The following is a 16225-nucleotide window of genomic DNA, read 5'->3' as shown; positions in this document are numbered from 1 at the left end:
GGCGGGGCTAGGGTCGAGCCGTGAGCAGGATGGGTGACGTCGCGGCAGGCGGCGGGATGCGCGGAGGGGCGCGCGGCGGGAGGATCTCGAGCAGCGATCCGGACAGCCAGCGGGAGATCAACGCGGCGGCTCCGAAGGTCGACGACCTGCTCCGGCGCATCGCGGGACTCTTCCGCGACCACCGCCCCAAGCTCACGCTCACCGTGATCCTCGTGCTCGTCGGCGCCGCCCTCACGGTTGTGCCGCCGCTCCTCACCCAGCTGGCCTTCGACCGCGGGCTCTTCCCGCCCGGCGGACGCCCGAACCTCCCGGTGCTGCTCGAGCTGGTCGGCGTCATGGTGCTGGTCTGGGCGTTCTCGGCGATCCTCGGCGTCTGGCAGACCTACCTCACCGCGACCGTCGGCAACACGGTCATGGGGGAGCTGCGCATCCGCCTCTTCCGCCACCTGCAGGCGATGGAGCTCGGCTTCTTCACCCGCACCCGCACCGGCGTCATCCAGTCGCGCCTCGCCAACGACGTGGGCGGCGTGGCCAACGTGCTCACGAACACCGTCTCGAGCGTGCTGGGCAACACCGTCACCGTGATCGCGGCCGTCGTCGCGATGCTCCTGCTCTCGTGGCAGATGACGATCGTCGCCCTCGTCCTCACTCCGGTGCTCGTCGTGGCCCAGCGCCGCGTCGGCCAGGTGAGGGCGCGCATCGCGACGAAGACGCAGGAGTCGCTGTCCGAGATGACCGCGATCACCCAGGAGACCCTGAGCGTCTCGGGCATCCTCCTGGCCAAGAGCTTCGGCCGCCAGGAGTCGGAGGTGACGCGCTACGCCGACGAGAACGGCCGCCAGATCGAGCTCCAGGTGCGGCAGCAGATGTCCGGCCAGTGGTTCTTCGCGATGGTGCAGATCTTCCTCTCGGTCATCCCCGTGATCGTGTACCTCGTGGCCGCCTGGCTGATCCTCGGCGGCACCACCGTCACCGCCGGGACCGTCGTGGCCTTCACCACCGTGCAGGCGCGCCTGATGTGGCCGCTCCTGGGCCTGATGCGCGTCGCGCTCGACCTGCAGACGGCCGGAGCGCTGTTCGCCCGCATCTTCGAGTACCTGGACCTGCGCCCGGCGATCACGGACCGGGCCGATGCACGCGAGGTCTCGGGCGAGCTCGGCCGGGTCGAGCTCGACGACGTCGTGTTCCGCTACCCCGACCAGGCGGAGGACGCGCGCCCGACGCTCGACCACGTCTCGGTCGCGATCGAGCCGGGCCAGTTCGTGGCCTTCGTCGGTCCCTCCGGCGCGGGCAAGACCACCATCTCGTATCTCGTCCCGCGCCTCTACGACGTGGCAGGGGGAGCGGTGCGCTTCGCCGGTACCGACGTGCGCGAGCTGCGGCAGGAGTCGCTCGTCTCGCACATCGGCATCGTCAGCCAGGAGACCTACCTCTTCCACGCGACGATCGGCGACAACCTCCGCTACGCCCGCCCCGACGCGACGCAGGAGGAGCTGGAGGCGGCCGCCCGCGCCGCGAACATCCACGCGACGATCACGTCGTTCCCCGACGGCTACGACACGCTGGTCGGCGAGCGTGGCTACCGGCTCTCCGGAGGCGAGAAGCAGCGGCTCGCGATCGCCCGCGTCCTGCTGAAGGACCCGGCGGTCCTCATCCTCGACGAGGCGACCAGCGCCCTCGACACCGTCTCGGAGCGGATCGTCCAGACCGCGCTCGACGACGCCGCCCGCGGCCGCACCACCATCGCGATCGCCCACCGGCTCTCGACCATCGTGTCGGCCGACGTCATCCACGTCGTCGAGGGCGGACGGATCGTCGAATCGGGCACCCACCGCGAGCTGCTCGGCCTCGGCGGTCTCTACGCCTCGCTCTACGCGCAGCAGACGGAGTCGGCCCTCCAGGGCTGAGCCGCGGATAGGCGGCCGCGGCCCCCGCGGGGCTACTCGCAGCCGACGCCGTCTGAGTCGCCGGGCCCCGTGCACGACGTCGGCGGAGAGCATGTGCCCCTCCCCGGTGGGGAGGCGCATCGCTCTCAGCCGCCGTCGCCCGCGCCGGAGTCGGTCACTCCGCCGGCCGGTCCTCGAGCATCTGCTCCATCAGCGAGATCTCGGCCTCCTGGGCCTTCACGACGGAGGAGGCGAAGTCGGTGGCGACCGTCACGCGGCTCCGGGCGAGCAGCGCCTCGGCCATGTCGATCGCGCCGCGGTGGTGGGCGATCATCAGCTCGAGGAACATCCGGTCGAAGTCGCGGCCCGACGCGCTGCTGAGGGCGGTGATCTGGTCCGGTGTCGCGAGACCGGGCATGCTCGCCGGCACGACTCCGTCCTCGGTCCCCATCCCCATCGACGAGTGCTCGTCGGCGGCTCCGGCCAGGGTCGGCCGGCCCATCCAGGTCATCGAGGGCTCCGGAGCAGCCTGCGGCAGGCCCCACGAGTTCAGCCAGCCGAAGAGCTGCCCGGCCTGCTGCTGCTGGGTGAGCAGGATGTCCTTCGAGACGGTGAGGACCTCGTCGTCGGCGCTGCGCTCGCGGGCGATCATCGCCAGCTCGGCGCCCTGCAGGTGGTGCACCTGCATGTCGCGCGCGAAGCCCGCTTCGGCGCTGGCGCTCGAGGGCGTCGCCGCGGAGGCGAACGGGGCGAGCGCGCCGAAGAGGTAGCCGCCGGCCGCCCCGAGGAGGAGCGCGACCACGGCGACCGCGGCGACGAGGATCCGGCCCCTACTGCTTGCCGGGCGCATCGATCCCTCCGGTGCAGGGGGCGCCGGGCTCCGGAGCGCTCGAGGACTGCCAGAAGCGCTCGACGAAGGCGTCGATGCGGGGGTCCTCGGGCGAGTCGATCGCGACCTGGGCGTCCCAGGCGCTCAGCACGATGGGCGACTCGAGGCCCTCGTAGGGCGAGACGACGGAGTAGGTGTCGGGCATCGCGGCGATCAGCGCGTCGACCTCGCTCTGCGGGAGCTCGGGGTCGTAGGTGGCCCAGACGGCGCCGTGCTCGAGGTCGTGCACCGCGTTCTCGTTCGGGACGGGCTCGTCGTAGACGCCGCAGTTCATCCACACGGCGTTGTGCGGGCCGCCCGCCGGCGGGGTCTGCGGGTAGTCGACGGCGCCGGCGACGTGGGTGGCGTCGTTGTCGAAGGTCTGCAGGCCGTCGATCTCGCGCGCCTCGACGATCTGCTGGTTCCCGAAGACGGTGACCGCGACGATCCCGCCGACCGCGAGGACGGCCAGGGCCGACAGCGACCAGATCCAGATGCGGGAGCCGCGCTTGCGGCGGTCCTGCTCGCGCTTGTAGGCCTCGAGCTTCTCCTGTCGGGCGCGGTTCTTGGCGGACATCGTGTCTTTGGGCACGGCGGCGTCTCTCGTTCTGAGGGCGGAAGGCGCCTGGGGCGGGCGCAGGCGCCTGAGAGGCGCTCTCAGAGGATAACGAGCGAGGCTTCGGATCGGATCAATGCGCGGTCAGGGGAGATCTCGACACGCATGCGGAGCGGGCCGCTCGATCAGCGGGAGAGGAGGCCGCGGAGGAGTGGGACGGCGCGCCGCCGCTCCGCTCAGGGGGCGAAGGTGAGCCAGAGCAGCAGGCCGTTCAGGACGATGAGGAAGACGGCGGCCAGGGCGGCGGCGAGGGTGGTGAACCAGCGGTTCGTCTGGTCGCCCATCAGGCGGCGGTCGCGGGTCAGGATCACGAGCGGCACGAGCGCGAAGGGGATGCCGAACGACAGGACCACCTGGCTGAGCACCAGCGCGCGCGTCGGGTCGAAGCCGATCGCGAGCACCAGGAGCGCCGGGATCAGCGTGACCAGACGACGGGCGACGAGTGGCACCCGGACCTGGAGCAGACCGTGCATGATCTCGGCTCCCGCGTACGCGCCGACCGAGGTCGAGGCGAGGCCGGAGGCGAGCAGGCCGACGGCGAACAGGGTCGCGACCACCGGGCCGAGCGCCGCTCCGATGGCCGCGTGGGCGCCCTCGAGGCTGTCGGTCCCGGCGACTCCCGCGAGGGAGTGCGCGGCGAGGAGCAGGATCGCGAGGTTCACGGTGCCGGCGATGGCGAGCGCGATCGTCACGTCGATCCGGGTGGCGACCAGGATCCTCCGGCGCGCGCCGACGCCCTCGACGTGGCCGAAGCGGTCGCGGGCGAGCGCGGAGTGGGCGTAGATCGCGTGGGGCATGACGGTCGCGCCGAGGATCGAGGCGGCGAGCAGCACCGACTCCGAGCCCTCGAAGCGCGGCACGAGACCGGCGACGGTCGCGCCCGCGTCCGGCGGATCGACGACCACGCCGACCGTGAAGCCGACGGCGATCAGCACCATCAGCGCCGTGATCACCCGCTCGAACGGCTGCGCCCCGCCCCGCGTCTGCACGAGCAGCAGCACCAGCGAGACCGCGCCGGTGACCACGCCGCCGGCCAGCAGCGGCAGTCCGAAGAGCAGGTTCAGCGCGATCGCGCCGCCGATCACCTCGGCCAGGTCGGTCGCCATCGCGACCGTCTCGGCCTGCAGCCAGTAGGCCCGGCGGCCCCAGCGGCCGCGCAGGCGGTCGCCGAGCAGCTCGGGGAGGCTGCGGCCGGTCATCAGGCCGAGCTTCGCCGAGAGGTACTGGATGAGCCAGGCCATCAGGTTGCCGAGCACCACCACCCAGACCAGGAGGTAGCCGAACCGGGCGCCGGCCGTCATGTTGCTGGCGACGTTGCCCGGGTCGAGGTAGGCGACTCCGGCGACCAGCGCAGGGCCGAGCAGGCGGAGGAGGTGGATGTCGGCCGGACGCCGCGGCGGTGCGGCGATCGGTGAGGTCATTCGGGGTCCGTTCCGGGTCGACGGCGGCGCTCGCGGACCCCCACGATAGGGCACCGGCGCGACCGGCGGCACTCCCCTCCCGAGACCGCTCCCTGTGCCTCCGCCCACCCCCGTCACACGCCGGGAGCCGGTTGCTACGCTGGCGGGATGAGCCTGGATCGCGCCCTTCCCGCACGCCCGGAGACCGGGATGGCCTACGCCGATTCGGTCCTCGACCTCATCGGCGACACCCCGCTGGTGAAGCTGGGCCCGGTCGCGGCGGGCGTGCAGGCGACCGTGCTGGTCAAGGTCGAGTACTTGAACCCCGGCGGCTCGTCGAAGGACCGCATCGCGACCCGCATCATCGACGCCGCCGAGCGCGACGGGCTGCTGAAGCCCGGCGGCACCATCGTGGAGCCGACCAGCGGCAACACCGGCATCGGCCTCGCCCTCGTCGCGCAGCAGCGCGGCTACCGCTGCGTGTTCGTGCTGCCGGACAAGGTGGGGGAGGACAAGCGCAACGTCCTCACCGCCTACGGGGCCGAGATCGTCGTGACGCCGACGGCCGTCGCTCCGGAGGACCCCGCCTCCTACTACTCCGTCTCGGACCGCCTCGCCCGCGAGATCCCCGGCGCCTTCAAGCCCAACCAGTACGCGAACCTCAACGGACCGCTCAGCCACTACGAGACCACGGGCCCCGAGATCTGGCGCGACACCGCCGGCCGGCTCACCCATTTCGTCGCGGGAGTCGGCACGGGCGGCACCATCAGCGGCGTCGGCCGCTACCTCAAGGAGGTGTCGGAGGGCCGCGTGCAGATCGTCGGCGCCGACCCCGAGGGCTCCGTCTACTCGGGCGGCGGCGGTCGCCCGTACCTGACCGAGGGCGTCGGCGAGGACTTCTGGCCGAGCGCGTACGACCCGAGCGTGGTCGACCGGATCATCGCCTCCAGCGACGCCGAGTCGTTCGCGATGACCCGCCGCCTCGCACGCGAGGAGGGGCTGCTCGTCGGCGGATCGAGCGGGCTCGCCGTCTCCGTCGCGCTCAAGGCCGCCGCCGGTCTCGGGCCGGACGACGTGGTCGTCGTGCTCCTGCCGGACGGCGGGCGCGGCTACCTCGGCAAGATCTTCAACGACCGCTGGATGCGCTCCTACGGCTTCCTCGAGATGCGCGACGAGGGCACCGTCCGCGACGTGCTCCGCGCGCGGGCGGCGAGCGGGCAGGCCGACCTCCCGGCGCTCGTGCACGCTCACCCGACCGACACGATCCGCGACGCGATCGGCATCATGACCGAGTACGGCGTCTCGCAGCTCCCGGTGCTGACCGCCGAGCCGCCGGTCGTGATGGGCGAGGTCGTCGGAGCCGTCGACGAGCGCGAGCTGCTCGACCGCGTCTTCGCCGGATCCGCCTCGATGAACGACCCGCTCGGCGACTGCGTGGGCGACGCGCTCGCGCTGATCGGGCTCGGCGAGAGCATCACCGCCGCCCGCGCCGCGCTCACCGAGCACAGCGCCCTCCTCGTCACCGACGAGGGCAAGCCCGTCGCGGTGATCACCCGACAGGACCTCCTCACCTACGCCACGGCCTGACGGCCGCCGCCTCCGCACCTCCGACCCAGGGAGCCCGCACCATGCCCAAGAAGCAGCACTTCGACACCCGCGCCATCCACGCCGGCCAGGAGTTCGATCCGACCACCGGGGCGGTCGTGCCGCCCGTCTACATGACCTCCACGTTCGTCCAGGACGGCATCGGCGGTCTCCGGGGCGGCTACGAGTACGCCCGCTCGGCGAACCCGACGCGCGACTCGCTCCAGGAGCTCATCGCCTCGCTCGAGGGCGCGGACGTCGCCTACTCCTTCTCCTCCGGCCTCGCCGCCGAGGACACCCTGCTGCGCGCCGCCCTCGCGCCCGGCGACCACGTCGTCCTGGGCAACGACGCGTACGGCGGCAGCCACCGCCTGATCGACCGGGTGCACAGCGCCTGGGGCGTGCGCAACACGGCCGTCGACATGTCGAACCTCCGCGAGGTGCAGCGGGCGATCGTCCCCGGCGAGACGAAGATGCTCTGGGTCGAGACCCCGTCGAACCCGCTGATGACCATCAGCGACATCGCCGAGCTCGCCGACCTGGCCCACGCGCACGACCTGATCGTCGTCGTCGACAACACCTTCGCCTCCTCCGCCCTGCAGCAGCCGCTGGCCCTCGGTGCCGACGTGGTCGTGCACTCGACCACGAAGTACCTCGGCGGCCACTCGGACGTCGTCGGCGGCGCGCTCGCCCTGCGCTCGGGGCCGCTGGCCGAGAAGATCGCGTTCCTGCAGTTCGCGGTCGGAGCGATCTCGGGCCCGATGGACGCGTGGCTCACGGTCCGCGGCATCAAGACCCTCGGGGTGCGGATGGAGCGCCACTCCGTCAACGCGCAGGCGGTCGCCGAGTTCCTCGTCGAGCACCCGGCGGTGACGGCCGTGCACTACCCGGGCCTGCCCTCGCACCCCGGCCACGAGCTGGCGAAGCGCCAGATGTCGCGGTTCGGCGGGATGCTCTCGCTCGAGCTCGCGACGCCGCGCGCGGCCCGGAAGTTCGCCGAGTCGACCGAGCTGTTCCAGCTCGCGGAGTCGCTGGGCGGCGTCGAGTCGCTGATCGGCTACCCGAGCGAGATGACGCACGCGTCGGTGAAGGGCACGCCGCTGGAGGTCTCGGAGTCGCTGGTGCGCCTCTCGGTGGGCCTCGAGGACTCGTCCGACCTGATCGCGGACCTGTCGGCGGCGCTGCCGAAGAAGTAGAGGCGGGAACGCCGCCCCGCGGGGCGGCATCTCGATGGTGCGCCCGATCCGGCCCCTGCCAGGATCGGGCGCATGACCTCCTCGCGCCGCTTCGTCGACCTCAGCCACACCGTCGCGGACGGGCTGGTGACCTACCCGGGCCTGCCCGCTCCGCGCATCCGGCCGCACCTCACGCGTGAGGCGTCCCGCGCCTCCTACGCGCCCGGCACCGAGTTCGCGATGGACGTCATCGAGATGATCGGGAACACGGGCACCTACCTCGACAGCCCGTTCCACCGCTACGAGGGCGGAGCCGATCTCGCCGCTCTCCGCCTCGAGACGCTGGTCGATCTGCCTGCCGTCGTGGTCGACGCGACCGGAGCCACCGGACGGGGCATCAGTGCGGACGCGGTCGCGGGACTCGACGTCCGCGGCGCCGCCGTCCTCCTCCGCACCGGCTGGGACGCGCACTTCGCCACGCCCGGGTACGGCAGGGGCGCCCCCTTCCTCAGCGGCGAGGCGGCGGAGGCGCTCGTCGCCGCCGGCGCGGTGCTGGTCGGCATCGACTCGGTGAACATCGACGACACGGAGTCGGGCGGATCGCGGCCCGCGCACTCGGCCCTCCTCGCCGCGGGAGTGCACGTCGTCGAGCACCTCACCGGCCTCGGCGGGCTGCCGGCGACAGGGGCGCGCTTCACCGCCGTGCCGCCGAAGGTGCGGGGCTTCGGGACCTTCCCGGTGCGGGCCTTCGCGGTCGTCGACGAGCCCTGACCGGCTCAGGGCCCCCGGGCGCCTCCGGCTAACCTGGACCGATGCATCCCGCTCTCGCCGCCGTCGGCCGGCGCGTCCGGCCCCGCACGCGCCTCGCGGCGCTGGGCCGTCGTGTCCGCCCCCGCACGCGGCTGCGCTCCGCGGCCCGGGTCGTCCGCTCCGCCCCTCAGCGCCTCTCGGAGCGCCGCGCCGCCGTGATCGCCGCCCGGCCGATCGACCACCCCTCGCCCGCGCTCCGGCGCGAGCTGCTGCTGCTCGACCTGGCCAACCGCTTCTCCCGCCGCTCGGCAGTCGATCCGGCGGGCGAGGTCGTGGTGACGATGACCACGCACGGCGAGCGGCTGCAGCGGGTCCACGTGGCGCTCGAGTCCATCGCCCGCGGCGACGCCCGACCCGCGCGCCTGGTGCTCTGGCTCGACGACCCGGCCCTGCACGCCGACCTGCCCGCGCCGCTGCGACGCCTCCGCCGCCGCGGCGTCGAGATCCGCCTGGTCGACGGCTACCGCGTGCACACGAAGTACTACCCGCACCTGCTCTCGGGCCGGGCGGGGGAGCGCGACCTCGTCACCTCCGACGACGACATCGTGTACCCGCGCACCTGGCTGAGGGGCCTGCTCGACGCCCGCTCGCGCTACCCCCGCGAGACCGTGCTCTGCTACCGCGCCCACCGGGTGGGGATCGTCGACGGCGCCGTGGCTCCGTACACGAACTGGACGCCGGTCGCCGACACGCGCGCGTCGACCGATGTCTTCGGCACCTCCGTCTCCGGGCAGCTGCTGCCCGCCCCGCTCCTCGGCGAGATCGCCGCGCACGGGGACGCGTTCCGCGAGATCGCCCCGGACGCCGACGACATCTGGCTGCACGTGCGCGCGGTCGACGCCGGTTACCGGATCGCGCAGATCGAGCCCCGGGCCCAGCTGTTCCCGTTCGTGCCGCGGACGCAGCAGTCCGGGCTCTACCTCGTCAACTACTGGGACGGCGGCAACGACCGCCAGGCCCGCGCGGCCTACACGCCCGAGGTGACGGCGCGGATCGCGGCCGACGCCTCCGCGAGAGGGGAGGTGCGCTGATGCGCCTGCTGTTCGTGAGCAACCTCTATCCGCCGCAGGTGCTCGGCGGATACGAGATGACCTGTGCGCGCGTCGCGGAGGCGATGGCGGCCCGCGGCCACACCGTGCGTGTGCTGACCACGCCGACCTACCTGCCGCCGGAGCCCTCGGGCGTCGAGGTGCACCGCACGTTGAGCCTGCGCACCTACTTCCCGCTGCCGCAGACCGGCGGCGAGATCGCTCAGCTGATGCACCACGAGAGTGCCGTCTCCCGGTTCGAGAACACCCGCATCCTGCTCGAGGAGCTGCGCGACTTCGCGCCGACCCACGTGGTGGCCTTCAACCTGCTCGGGATCGGCGGCCTCGCGCTGATCGACCTGCTGCGGGCGGTGGAGGCCCCGTGGATGTGGAACCTCGGCGACCGCATCCCGAACGCCCTGGTCGACGGGCTGCCCGAGCGCGTGCTCCGCGTCTACGGCGCTGACGCCCCCGACCACTTCGACCGCGGCGAGATCGTCGCGGTCAGCCGCTCCCTCGTCGACGCGATCGAGGCCGGCGGGCTGAGCCTGGGCGAGGTCGAGGTGATCGGGCGGGGAGTGTCCGTTCCCCCTGACACCGCGGAGCCGCGGCGCTACCGCGAGGGCGGGACCACCCGGTTCACGTTCGCCGCGTCGCTGGGCGAGCACAAGGGCGTCGGGCTGGTGCTGGAGGCGGCGGCGTCTCTCGCGGAGGAGACCCGCGACTTCCGTGTGGACCTCTACGGCGATGGAGACGTGGACGGCTGGCGCGCCCGGGCGGACGAGGCGGGCCTGGACGGCCTGGTCGAGTTCCACGGACCGACGCCCCACGCCGAGGTGCTCGCCGCGCACGGCCGCGCCGACGCGTTCCTCTTCCCGACCTGGGCCGGAGAGGCGTTCGGCGTCGCGCCGGTCGAGGCGGCCGCGGCGGGCGCCGTGCCGATCGTGACGGCGGCCAGCGGAGTAGCGGAGTTCCTCATCGACGGCGTCGACTGCATCAAGATCACCCGCTCCGCCCCGACGCTCCTCGAGGCGATGCGGGACGTGGCGAGCGGGGCGGTGGACCTCGAGGCGCTCGGTCGGCGGGGCCGGGCCGCGGCGCGCGGACCGCTCTCGTTCGAGCGCTCCGTCGAGCTGATCGAGGCCTCGCTCGAGCGCCGCTCCCGGCCGGGCCTCGCCGACCGCCTCGCCGACACCACCCTCGAGGCCGACATCATGGACAAGGATCTGCGGGCGATGGACGTGCTCCACCGCCGCTTCTCCGGACGGGACCACGACGATGACCACTGACCACGACTTCCTCCAGGACCCCGGCTCCGCGCCCACCCGGCTCGGCCGCGGCGGCGTCGTGCTCCGCGACGCGGTGCACCGGCTGGTCGCCCCCTGGTTCGAGCAGGCGCGGCTGCGCACGGAGGAGCTGCGCGCCGAGACGGCGGCCCTGCGCGACGAGGTGGCCGGGCTCCGCGGCGAGCTGAGCGCGGTGCAGGGCGACGTCTCCGTGCTGCGCGACGAGTCGGCGGGCCTCCGGGAGGCGCTGGACGAGCTCAGCGCGTCGGTCGCGGCCGACCGCGCCTCGTCCGAGGCGGCGGATGCGGCGGCCGCCGAGCAGGCCGCCGACACCGCGGCGGCTCTCGACGAGCGCGTCCGCGGGGTCGAGCTCGAACTGCGGGCGGTCACCCGGCGCCTCGCGGAGGCGCTCGACCGCTGAGGCGGCGAGGCCCGGTCCTCGCGGCGATCAGGCGGGGACCGCCGTCCGCGCGAGCAGCTCGGCGATACGACCGGTGCAGCCGCCGCAGCCCGTGCCGGCGCGGGTCGCCCGCCCGACGCAGGCGACCGTCCCGTGTCCCGCCGCAGCCGCATCGGTGATCACCGCCGCCGTCACGCCGTTGCACCAGCAGACCGTGGCATCGGGGGCGAACGGATCGCCGGTCGCCGCGGCGCCCGCATCCGGGGCGTCCAGACGCAGGAGGCTCGACCGGTCCGCCGGCAGCTCCGAGCCCCGCTCGAAGAGGAGGCTGAGCTCGGCGCCGACCCGGGGCAGACCCACCGAGACGAACCCGCGCAGCACTCCTCCTGCGGTCACGAGCTTGGCGTAGCCGCCGCGGGCGGGGTCAGCCCACAGCGTCACCTCGAGGTGCTCCTCGCCCGGGCGGTGCGGGTCCCACGGCTCCGGGGCCACGTCGCCTCCTGCCACGAGGTCGACGCCCTCGGCCTTCAGCATCACGACCGCCGGTCGGGCGTCGGGGACGCGCTCCTCGCCGCAGCGGCCCTCCGCCTCCGCCCGGATCCGCGCTGCGAGCCGGTCCGCCTGCTCCCATCCCGGACCGATCAGTCCGCTCGGTCCGCCGGGCACGCGGCCGTCGGGCAGGGCCGAGCCGCGGGGGGCGACGTGCGCGCAGTCGCCGATCGCGAAGACGTCCGGGTCGCTCCAGCTGCGCAGCTGCTCATCGACCAGGATCCCGGTCGAGACGGCGAGCTCCGCGCCCGCGGCCAGCTCGACCCGCGCACCGACACCGCACGAGAGCACCAGCAGATCCCCCTCGATCTGCTTGCCGTCAGCGCAGACGAGCGCCTGGAAGTGCGCACGGCCGCGGTCGTCGTGCGCGAGCAGGACGCTCTCGGACCGGGCGTGCGCCACCATCTCGACGCCGGCCGCGCGGGCGGCCGCGGCCAGCATCCGGCCCCCGCCCGTGTCGAGATTGCGGGCCATCGGGATGTCGCCGTGGAAGACCACCACCACCTGGGCGCCCTGCTCGGCGGCCGCGAGGGCGAACTCGATCCCGAGCACTCCCGCCCCGAGCACGACGAGGCGCGCGCCGGAGCGCACGGACTCGCGGACCACCCGGGCGTCGGCCAGGTCGCGCAGCGCCACCACCCGCTCCGGGAGGGGCCGGGAGCCCGCGTCGAGCGACTCCGGATCGGCGGCGCGCACCGTCCGCTCGCGTCGGGACCGCTCCATCCCGGCGAGGGTCGGCACGTTCGCCCGGGCGCCGGTGGCCAGGACGAGGCGGTCGTAGGGCAGCCGCTCGCCGTCGTGCAGCCGCACGACGTTCCGCGCGCGGTCGATCCCCACGACGGCCGCTCCCAGGCGCAGGACGACGCCCGCCGCCTCCGCCGCCGTCCGGTCGCCGAGGTCGAGGCGCTCGCGGGTCGCCCGGCCGACGGCGTACTCCGCGAGCAGGACACGGTTGTACGGGTCGTCGCTCTCGGCGCCGACCACCGTCAGCGCGACCAGACCGGCCCGCACGGCCGGCAGCAGCTCCTCGACGAAGCGCGAGCCGACGGGGCCATAGCCGATCAGGACGATCCGCTCGGGAGGTGTCTCAGGCATGTGCCGTCCCTTCCGCGCGGACCCAGACCCGCGTGCGCTTGAACTCGGGCATCGACGACACCGGGTCCACGACGGCCTCGGTGAGGAGGTTCGCGCACTGCTCACCCGCGTAGTGGAAGGGCAGGAACACCGTGTCGTGGCGGATGTCCGCGGTGACGCTCGCGCGGGCGCGGACCACGCCGCGCGCGTTCCCGATCGCCACAGGTGCTCCGTCGCGGACGCCGAGCCGGGAGGCGGTCGCCGGGTGGATCTCGAGTCGAGCCTCGGGGCGGGCCGCATCGAGCTCCGCGACCCGCCGGGTCTGGGTGCCCGACTGGTACTGCTGGAGGTAGCGGCCGGTCACGAGGGTCAGCTCCTCGCCGCGGTCCACGACGTCAGGGACGGCGGGGATGACGGCGACCAGGCGCGCCCGGCCGTCGGGGTGCCCGAAGCGCTCAGCGAAGAGGCGCGGCGTCCCCGTGCCGCCCGCGGGGTAGGGCCAGTGGGCGGCGATCCCGGTGTCGAGCAGGGCGTGCGAGAGGCCGGAGTAGTCGGCCACGCCTCCCGCGGACGCGCGGGCCAGCTCGTCGAACACCTCCGAGGGGACCGCCGACCAGCTCGAGGGGGCGTCGAGACGGCGCGCCAGCTCGCTCATGATCCAGAGCTCGCTGCGCACTCCCGCCGGCGGGTCGATCGCCCGGCGGCGGCGGAGCACCCGGCCCTCGAGCGAGGTCATCGTGCCCTCCTCCTCCGCCCACTGCGGCACCGGGAGCACCACATCGGCCAGCGCGGCGGTCTCGGAGAGGAAGAAGTCGCAGACGACCAGCGTGTCCAGGGCCTCGAGCCCGGCGCGGACGGCGTCGGCGTCCGGAGCCGAGACGACCACGTTGGAGCCGTGCACCAGCAGGCAGTGCACGGAGCGTCCGAGCTCGGCGAGCAGGGCGGTGGCGGGCAGGCCCGGGCCGGGGATCGATTCGGGCGTCACGTCCCAGACGGCGGCGACGTGGCGCCGCGCCTCCGGATCGCGGATGGAGCGGTACCCCGGGAGCTGATCGGCCTTCTGGCCGTGCTCGCGTCCGCCCTGGCCGTTGCCCTGACCGGTGAGCGTGCCGTACCCCGACCCCTCGCGGCCCACCAGGCCGAGCACGAGAGCGAGGTTGATCGCGGCGGTCGCGGTGTCGGTGCCGTCGACGTGCTGCTCGACCCCGCGGCCGGTCAGCACGAACGACCGCCCCGCGGCGAGCCGGCGCGCGAGGGAGCGGAGGAGCGTGGTCGGCACGCCCGTGACCGCGGACGTGCGCTCCGGCCACCACGCCGAGACGCTGCGGCGCACCGCCTCGGCGCCGGTCGTGCGCGCGGCGAGGTAGGCGGTGTCGGCGAGGCCCTCGGCGAAGACCAGGTGGGTCAGCCCGAGCAGGAGCGGCAGATCCGTCCCCGGGGCGGGCTGCAGATGCGTGCCGGCGCCTTCCTCCGTCAGCCGCACGGTGGCCGAGCGGCGCGGGTCGACGACCACCAGGCCGCCCCGCGAGCGGGCACCGGCGAAGTGGGCGAGAAGCGGCGGCATCGTCGCGGCGACGTTCGAGCCCAGGAGCAGAATCGTGTCGGCGTCGTCGAGGTCGGACACCGGGAACGGCAGTCCGCGATCGACGCCGAAGGCGCGGTTGCCGGCCGCCGCGGCCGAGGACATGCAGAAGCGGCCGTTGTAGTCGATCCGGGAGGTGCCGAGAGCGATCCGAGCGAACTTCCCGAGCTGGTAGGCCTTCTCGTTGGTGAGGCCCCCGCCGCCGAAGACGGCCACCGCGTCGGCGCCGTGCCGCTCCCGGACGCCGCGCACCGCCCCGGCGACCGCGTCGAGCGCCTCCTCCCACGACGCCTCCGCGAGGACGCCGTCGGCGCCGCGCAGCAGCGGGGAGACCAGGCGCTGTCCGCTCGCCAGCAGCTCGGCGGAGGTCCAGCCCTTGGCGCAGAGCCCGCCCCGGTTCGTCGGGAACTCCCTCCCCTCGACCGCCACGGGTACGGGGCCCGCCGCGGGTGTCAGCGTCATCGCGCACTGCAGGGCGCAGTACGGGCAGTGGGAGTCGGTCGGGGCGGGGGCGCTCATCGTCAGATCCGGGTCCCCGTCTTCGCGGCGAGGCGGAGGTAGACGCCGGCCGTGATCGCGAGCATCACCGCGTAGGCGCCGACGAACCAGCCCAGCGCCGTGGTGTAGTCGCCGAACTCGGTCTTGGAGAAGCCGAGCAGCTGGGGGATCACGAAGCCGCCGTAGGCGCCGATCGCCGAGATCAGGCCGAGCGCCGCGGCGGACGTGCGCTGGGCGCCGATGCCGTCGTCGCCGCGCTGGCGGGCGCGGAGGGCGAACACCGTGGGGATCATGCGGTAGGTCGCGCCGTTGCCGATACCGGCCGCCGAGAAGAGCACGAGGAAGCAGGCGAGGAAGAGCCAGAAGCTGCCGAGCGGCAGTGTCGCGATCACGCCGAGGATCCCGGCGCCCATGGCGACGAAGGCGAGGACCGTGACAGGCGCTCCGCCGAAGCGGTCGGCCAGACGGCCGCCGGAGGGGCGGGACAGCGAGCCCACCAGGGAGCCGAGGAACGCGAGGCCGACCGTCGCCGAGCCGACGGCGAAGCCGGAGAACTCGGGGAAGGTGTCGGCGATGAGCTTCGGGAACACGCCGGCGAATCCGATGAAGGACCCGAAGGTGCCGATGTAGAGCACGGCCAGCAGCCAGAGGTGCGGCTCGCGGAGCGCGGCGAGGGAGGCGGCGACGTCGGACTTCGCGGTCGAGAGGTTGTCCATGCGCTTGGCGGCGCCGATCATCGCCACGACGATCAGGGGGACCCAGAGGAAGCCGGCGATCGGCAGGTTCAGCGTGGCCGCGGCGCCGACGGTGATCGCGATCGGCACGACGAGCTGCGCGACGGAGGCGCCCAGGTTGCCGCCCGCGGCGTTGAGCCCCAGAGCCCAGCCCTTCTGCGCGTGCGGGTAGAAGAAGGTGATGTTCGCCATCGAGCTGGCGAAGTTGCCGCCGCCGAAGCCGGCGAGCGCGGCCACCAGGAGCATGACGCCGAACGGGGTCTCCGGATTCGAGACCGCGATGCCGAGTCCGACGCTCGGGATCAGCAGGAGGCCCGCCGACACGATCGTCCAGTTGCGGCCGCCGAAGCGGGGGACCATGAACGTGTACGGGATCCGCAGGGTGGCGCCGACGAGGCTCGGCATCGAGATGAGCCAGAAGATCTGCCCGGTGTCGAAGGCGAACCCGGCCGCCGGCAGCGAGACGACGACGACCGACCAGAGCTGCCAGACGACGAAGCCGAGGAACTCGGCGAAGATCGACCACCTCAGATTGCGAGCGGCGACGGAGCGTCCCTCCGCCTCCCACTGGGCGGGGTCCTCGGGGTTCCAGCCGTCGATCCAGCGGCCCGGCCGTCGGATGATGCCGGTGGATGTGGCGGCGGTCGTGGGGACGGTGGTCGGGGGTGCAGCAGTCATCGTGGTCCTCCGGAGGGTGGGCGGCGCGCGCGAGGGCGCGCTCGGGACGGGGAGGTG

13 protein-coding genes are annotated in these 16225 nt (G+C 73.6%); 7 read left to right on the top strand and 6 right to left on the bottom strand.

What is annotated here, in order from left to right:
• Positions 1-29 precede the first annotated feature (29 nt).
• The gene (locus tag C5B93_RS13960; protein ID WP_104247708.1) at positions 30-1907 is read left to right on the top strand and encodes an ABC transporter ATP-binding protein; all 1878 of its coding nucleotides are present in this window, start codon (positions 30-32) and stop codon (positions 1905-1907) included.
• Between the two features lie 154 nt (positions 1908-2061).
• Here the strand turns inward: C5B93_RS13960 and C5B93_RS13955 are convergent, their stop codons facing one another.
• From C5B93_RS13955 to C5B93_RS13945, 3 genes are all read right to left on the bottom strand, one after another.
• Positions 2062-2736, bottom strand: a complete 675-nt coding sequence (locus C5B93_RS13955) for a DUF305 domain-containing protein (RefSeq protein ID WP_104224341.1) — start codon at positions 2734-2736, stop codon at positions 2062-2064.
• Complete coding sequence (locus C5B93_RS13950; RefSeq protein WP_244230507.1) at positions 2717-3346, bottom strand: DUF3105 domain-containing protein; 630 nt, start codon at positions 3344-3346, stop codon at positions 2717-2719. Before C5B93_RS13950 ends, C5B93_RS13955 begins: the two co-directional genes overlap by 20 nt.
• 200 nt (positions 3347-3546) lie before the next feature.
• The gene (locus C5B93_RS13945) at positions 3547-4791 is read right to left on the bottom strand and encodes an Nramp family divalent metal transporter (RefSeq protein ID WP_104227179.1); all 1245 of its coding nucleotides are present in this window, start codon (positions 4789-4791) and stop codon (positions 3547-3549) included.
• Between the two features lie 189 nt (positions 4792-4980).
• Between C5B93_RS13945 and C5B93_RS13940 the strand changes: the two genes are divergently transcribed.
• The 6 genes from C5B93_RS13940 to C5B93_RS13915 all read left to right on the top strand — a co-directional run bounded on the left by C5B93_RS13940 (position 4981) and on the right by C5B93_RS13915 (position 11074).
• Complete coding sequence (locus C5B93_RS13940; RefSeq protein WP_104234473.1) at positions 4981-6357, top strand: cystathionine beta-synthase; 1377 nt, start codon at positions 4981-4983, stop codon at positions 6355-6357.
• A gap of 41 nt (positions 6358-6398) precedes the next feature.
• The gene (locus C5B93_RS13935) at positions 6399-7550 is read left to right on the top strand and encodes a cystathionine gamma-synthase (RefSeq protein WP_104224345.1); all 1152 of its coding nucleotides are present in this window, start codon (positions 6399-6401) and stop codon (positions 7548-7550) included.
• Between the two features lie 72 nt (positions 7551-7622).
• Positions 7623-8300, top strand: coding sequence for a cyclase family protein (locus C5B93_RS13930; protein WP_104247709.1), 678 nt, complete (start codon positions 7623-7625; stop codon positions 8298-8300).
• 41 nt (positions 8301-8341) lie between these two features.
• Positions 8342-9370 (top strand): glycosyltransferase, encoded by a 1029-nt coding sequence (locus C5B93_RS13925; RefSeq protein ID WP_104292720.1) that lies wholly within the window; start codon positions 8342-8344, stop codon positions 9368-9370.
• Positions 9370-10656 carry a glycosyltransferase gene (locus tag C5B93_RS13920; RefSeq protein ID WP_104292719.1) on the top strand — a complete coding sequence of 429 codons (1287 nt, stop codon included), beginning with the start codon at positions 9370-9372 and terminating at the stop codon, positions 10654-10656. Before C5B93_RS13925 ends, C5B93_RS13920 begins: the two co-directional genes overlap by 1 nt.
• A complete protein-coding gene (locus C5B93_RS13915) occupies positions 10646-11074 on the top strand; it encodes a hypothetical protein (protein ID WP_104234477.1) in 429 nt (142 codons plus the stop codon). Before C5B93_RS13920 ends, C5B93_RS13915 begins: the two co-directional genes overlap by 11 nt.
• A 27-nt stretch (positions 11075-11101) precedes the next feature.
• Here C5B93_RS13915 and C5B93_RS13910 read toward each other — a convergent pair whose 3' ends face one another.
• The 3 genes from C5B93_RS13910 to C5B93_RS13900 are packed head-to-tail and all read right to left on the bottom strand — an operon-like array spanning position 11102 to position 16168.
• Positions 11102-12697: an NAD(P)/FAD-dependent oxidoreductase gene (locus C5B93_RS13910; RefSeq protein ID WP_104227174.1), complete on the bottom strand. Its 1596-nt coding sequence runs from the start codon at positions 12695-12697 to the stop codon at positions 11102-11104.
• A complete protein-coding gene (locus C5B93_RS13905; protein WP_104234479.1) occupies positions 12690-14777 on the bottom strand; it encodes a molybdopterin oxidoreductase family protein in 2088 nt (695 codons plus the stop codon). Before C5B93_RS13905 ends, C5B93_RS13910 begins: the two co-directional genes overlap by 8 nt.
• Positions 14778-14779: 2 nt before the next feature.
• A complete protein-coding gene (locus C5B93_RS13900) occupies positions 14780-16168 on the bottom strand; it encodes an MFS transporter (protein ID WP_104224352.1) in 1389 nt (462 codons plus the stop codon).
• Positions 16169-16225 lie beyond the last annotated feature (57 nt).

Source organism: Rathayibacter sp. AY1A2 (assembly GCF_002930935.1).
GTDB lineage: Bacteria > Actinomycetota > Actinomycetes > Actinomycetales > Microbacteriaceae > Rathayibacter.
The sequence above is the reverse complement of the archived record's forward strand: the minus strand, read 5'-3'. Positions and strand labels throughout refer to the sequence as shown.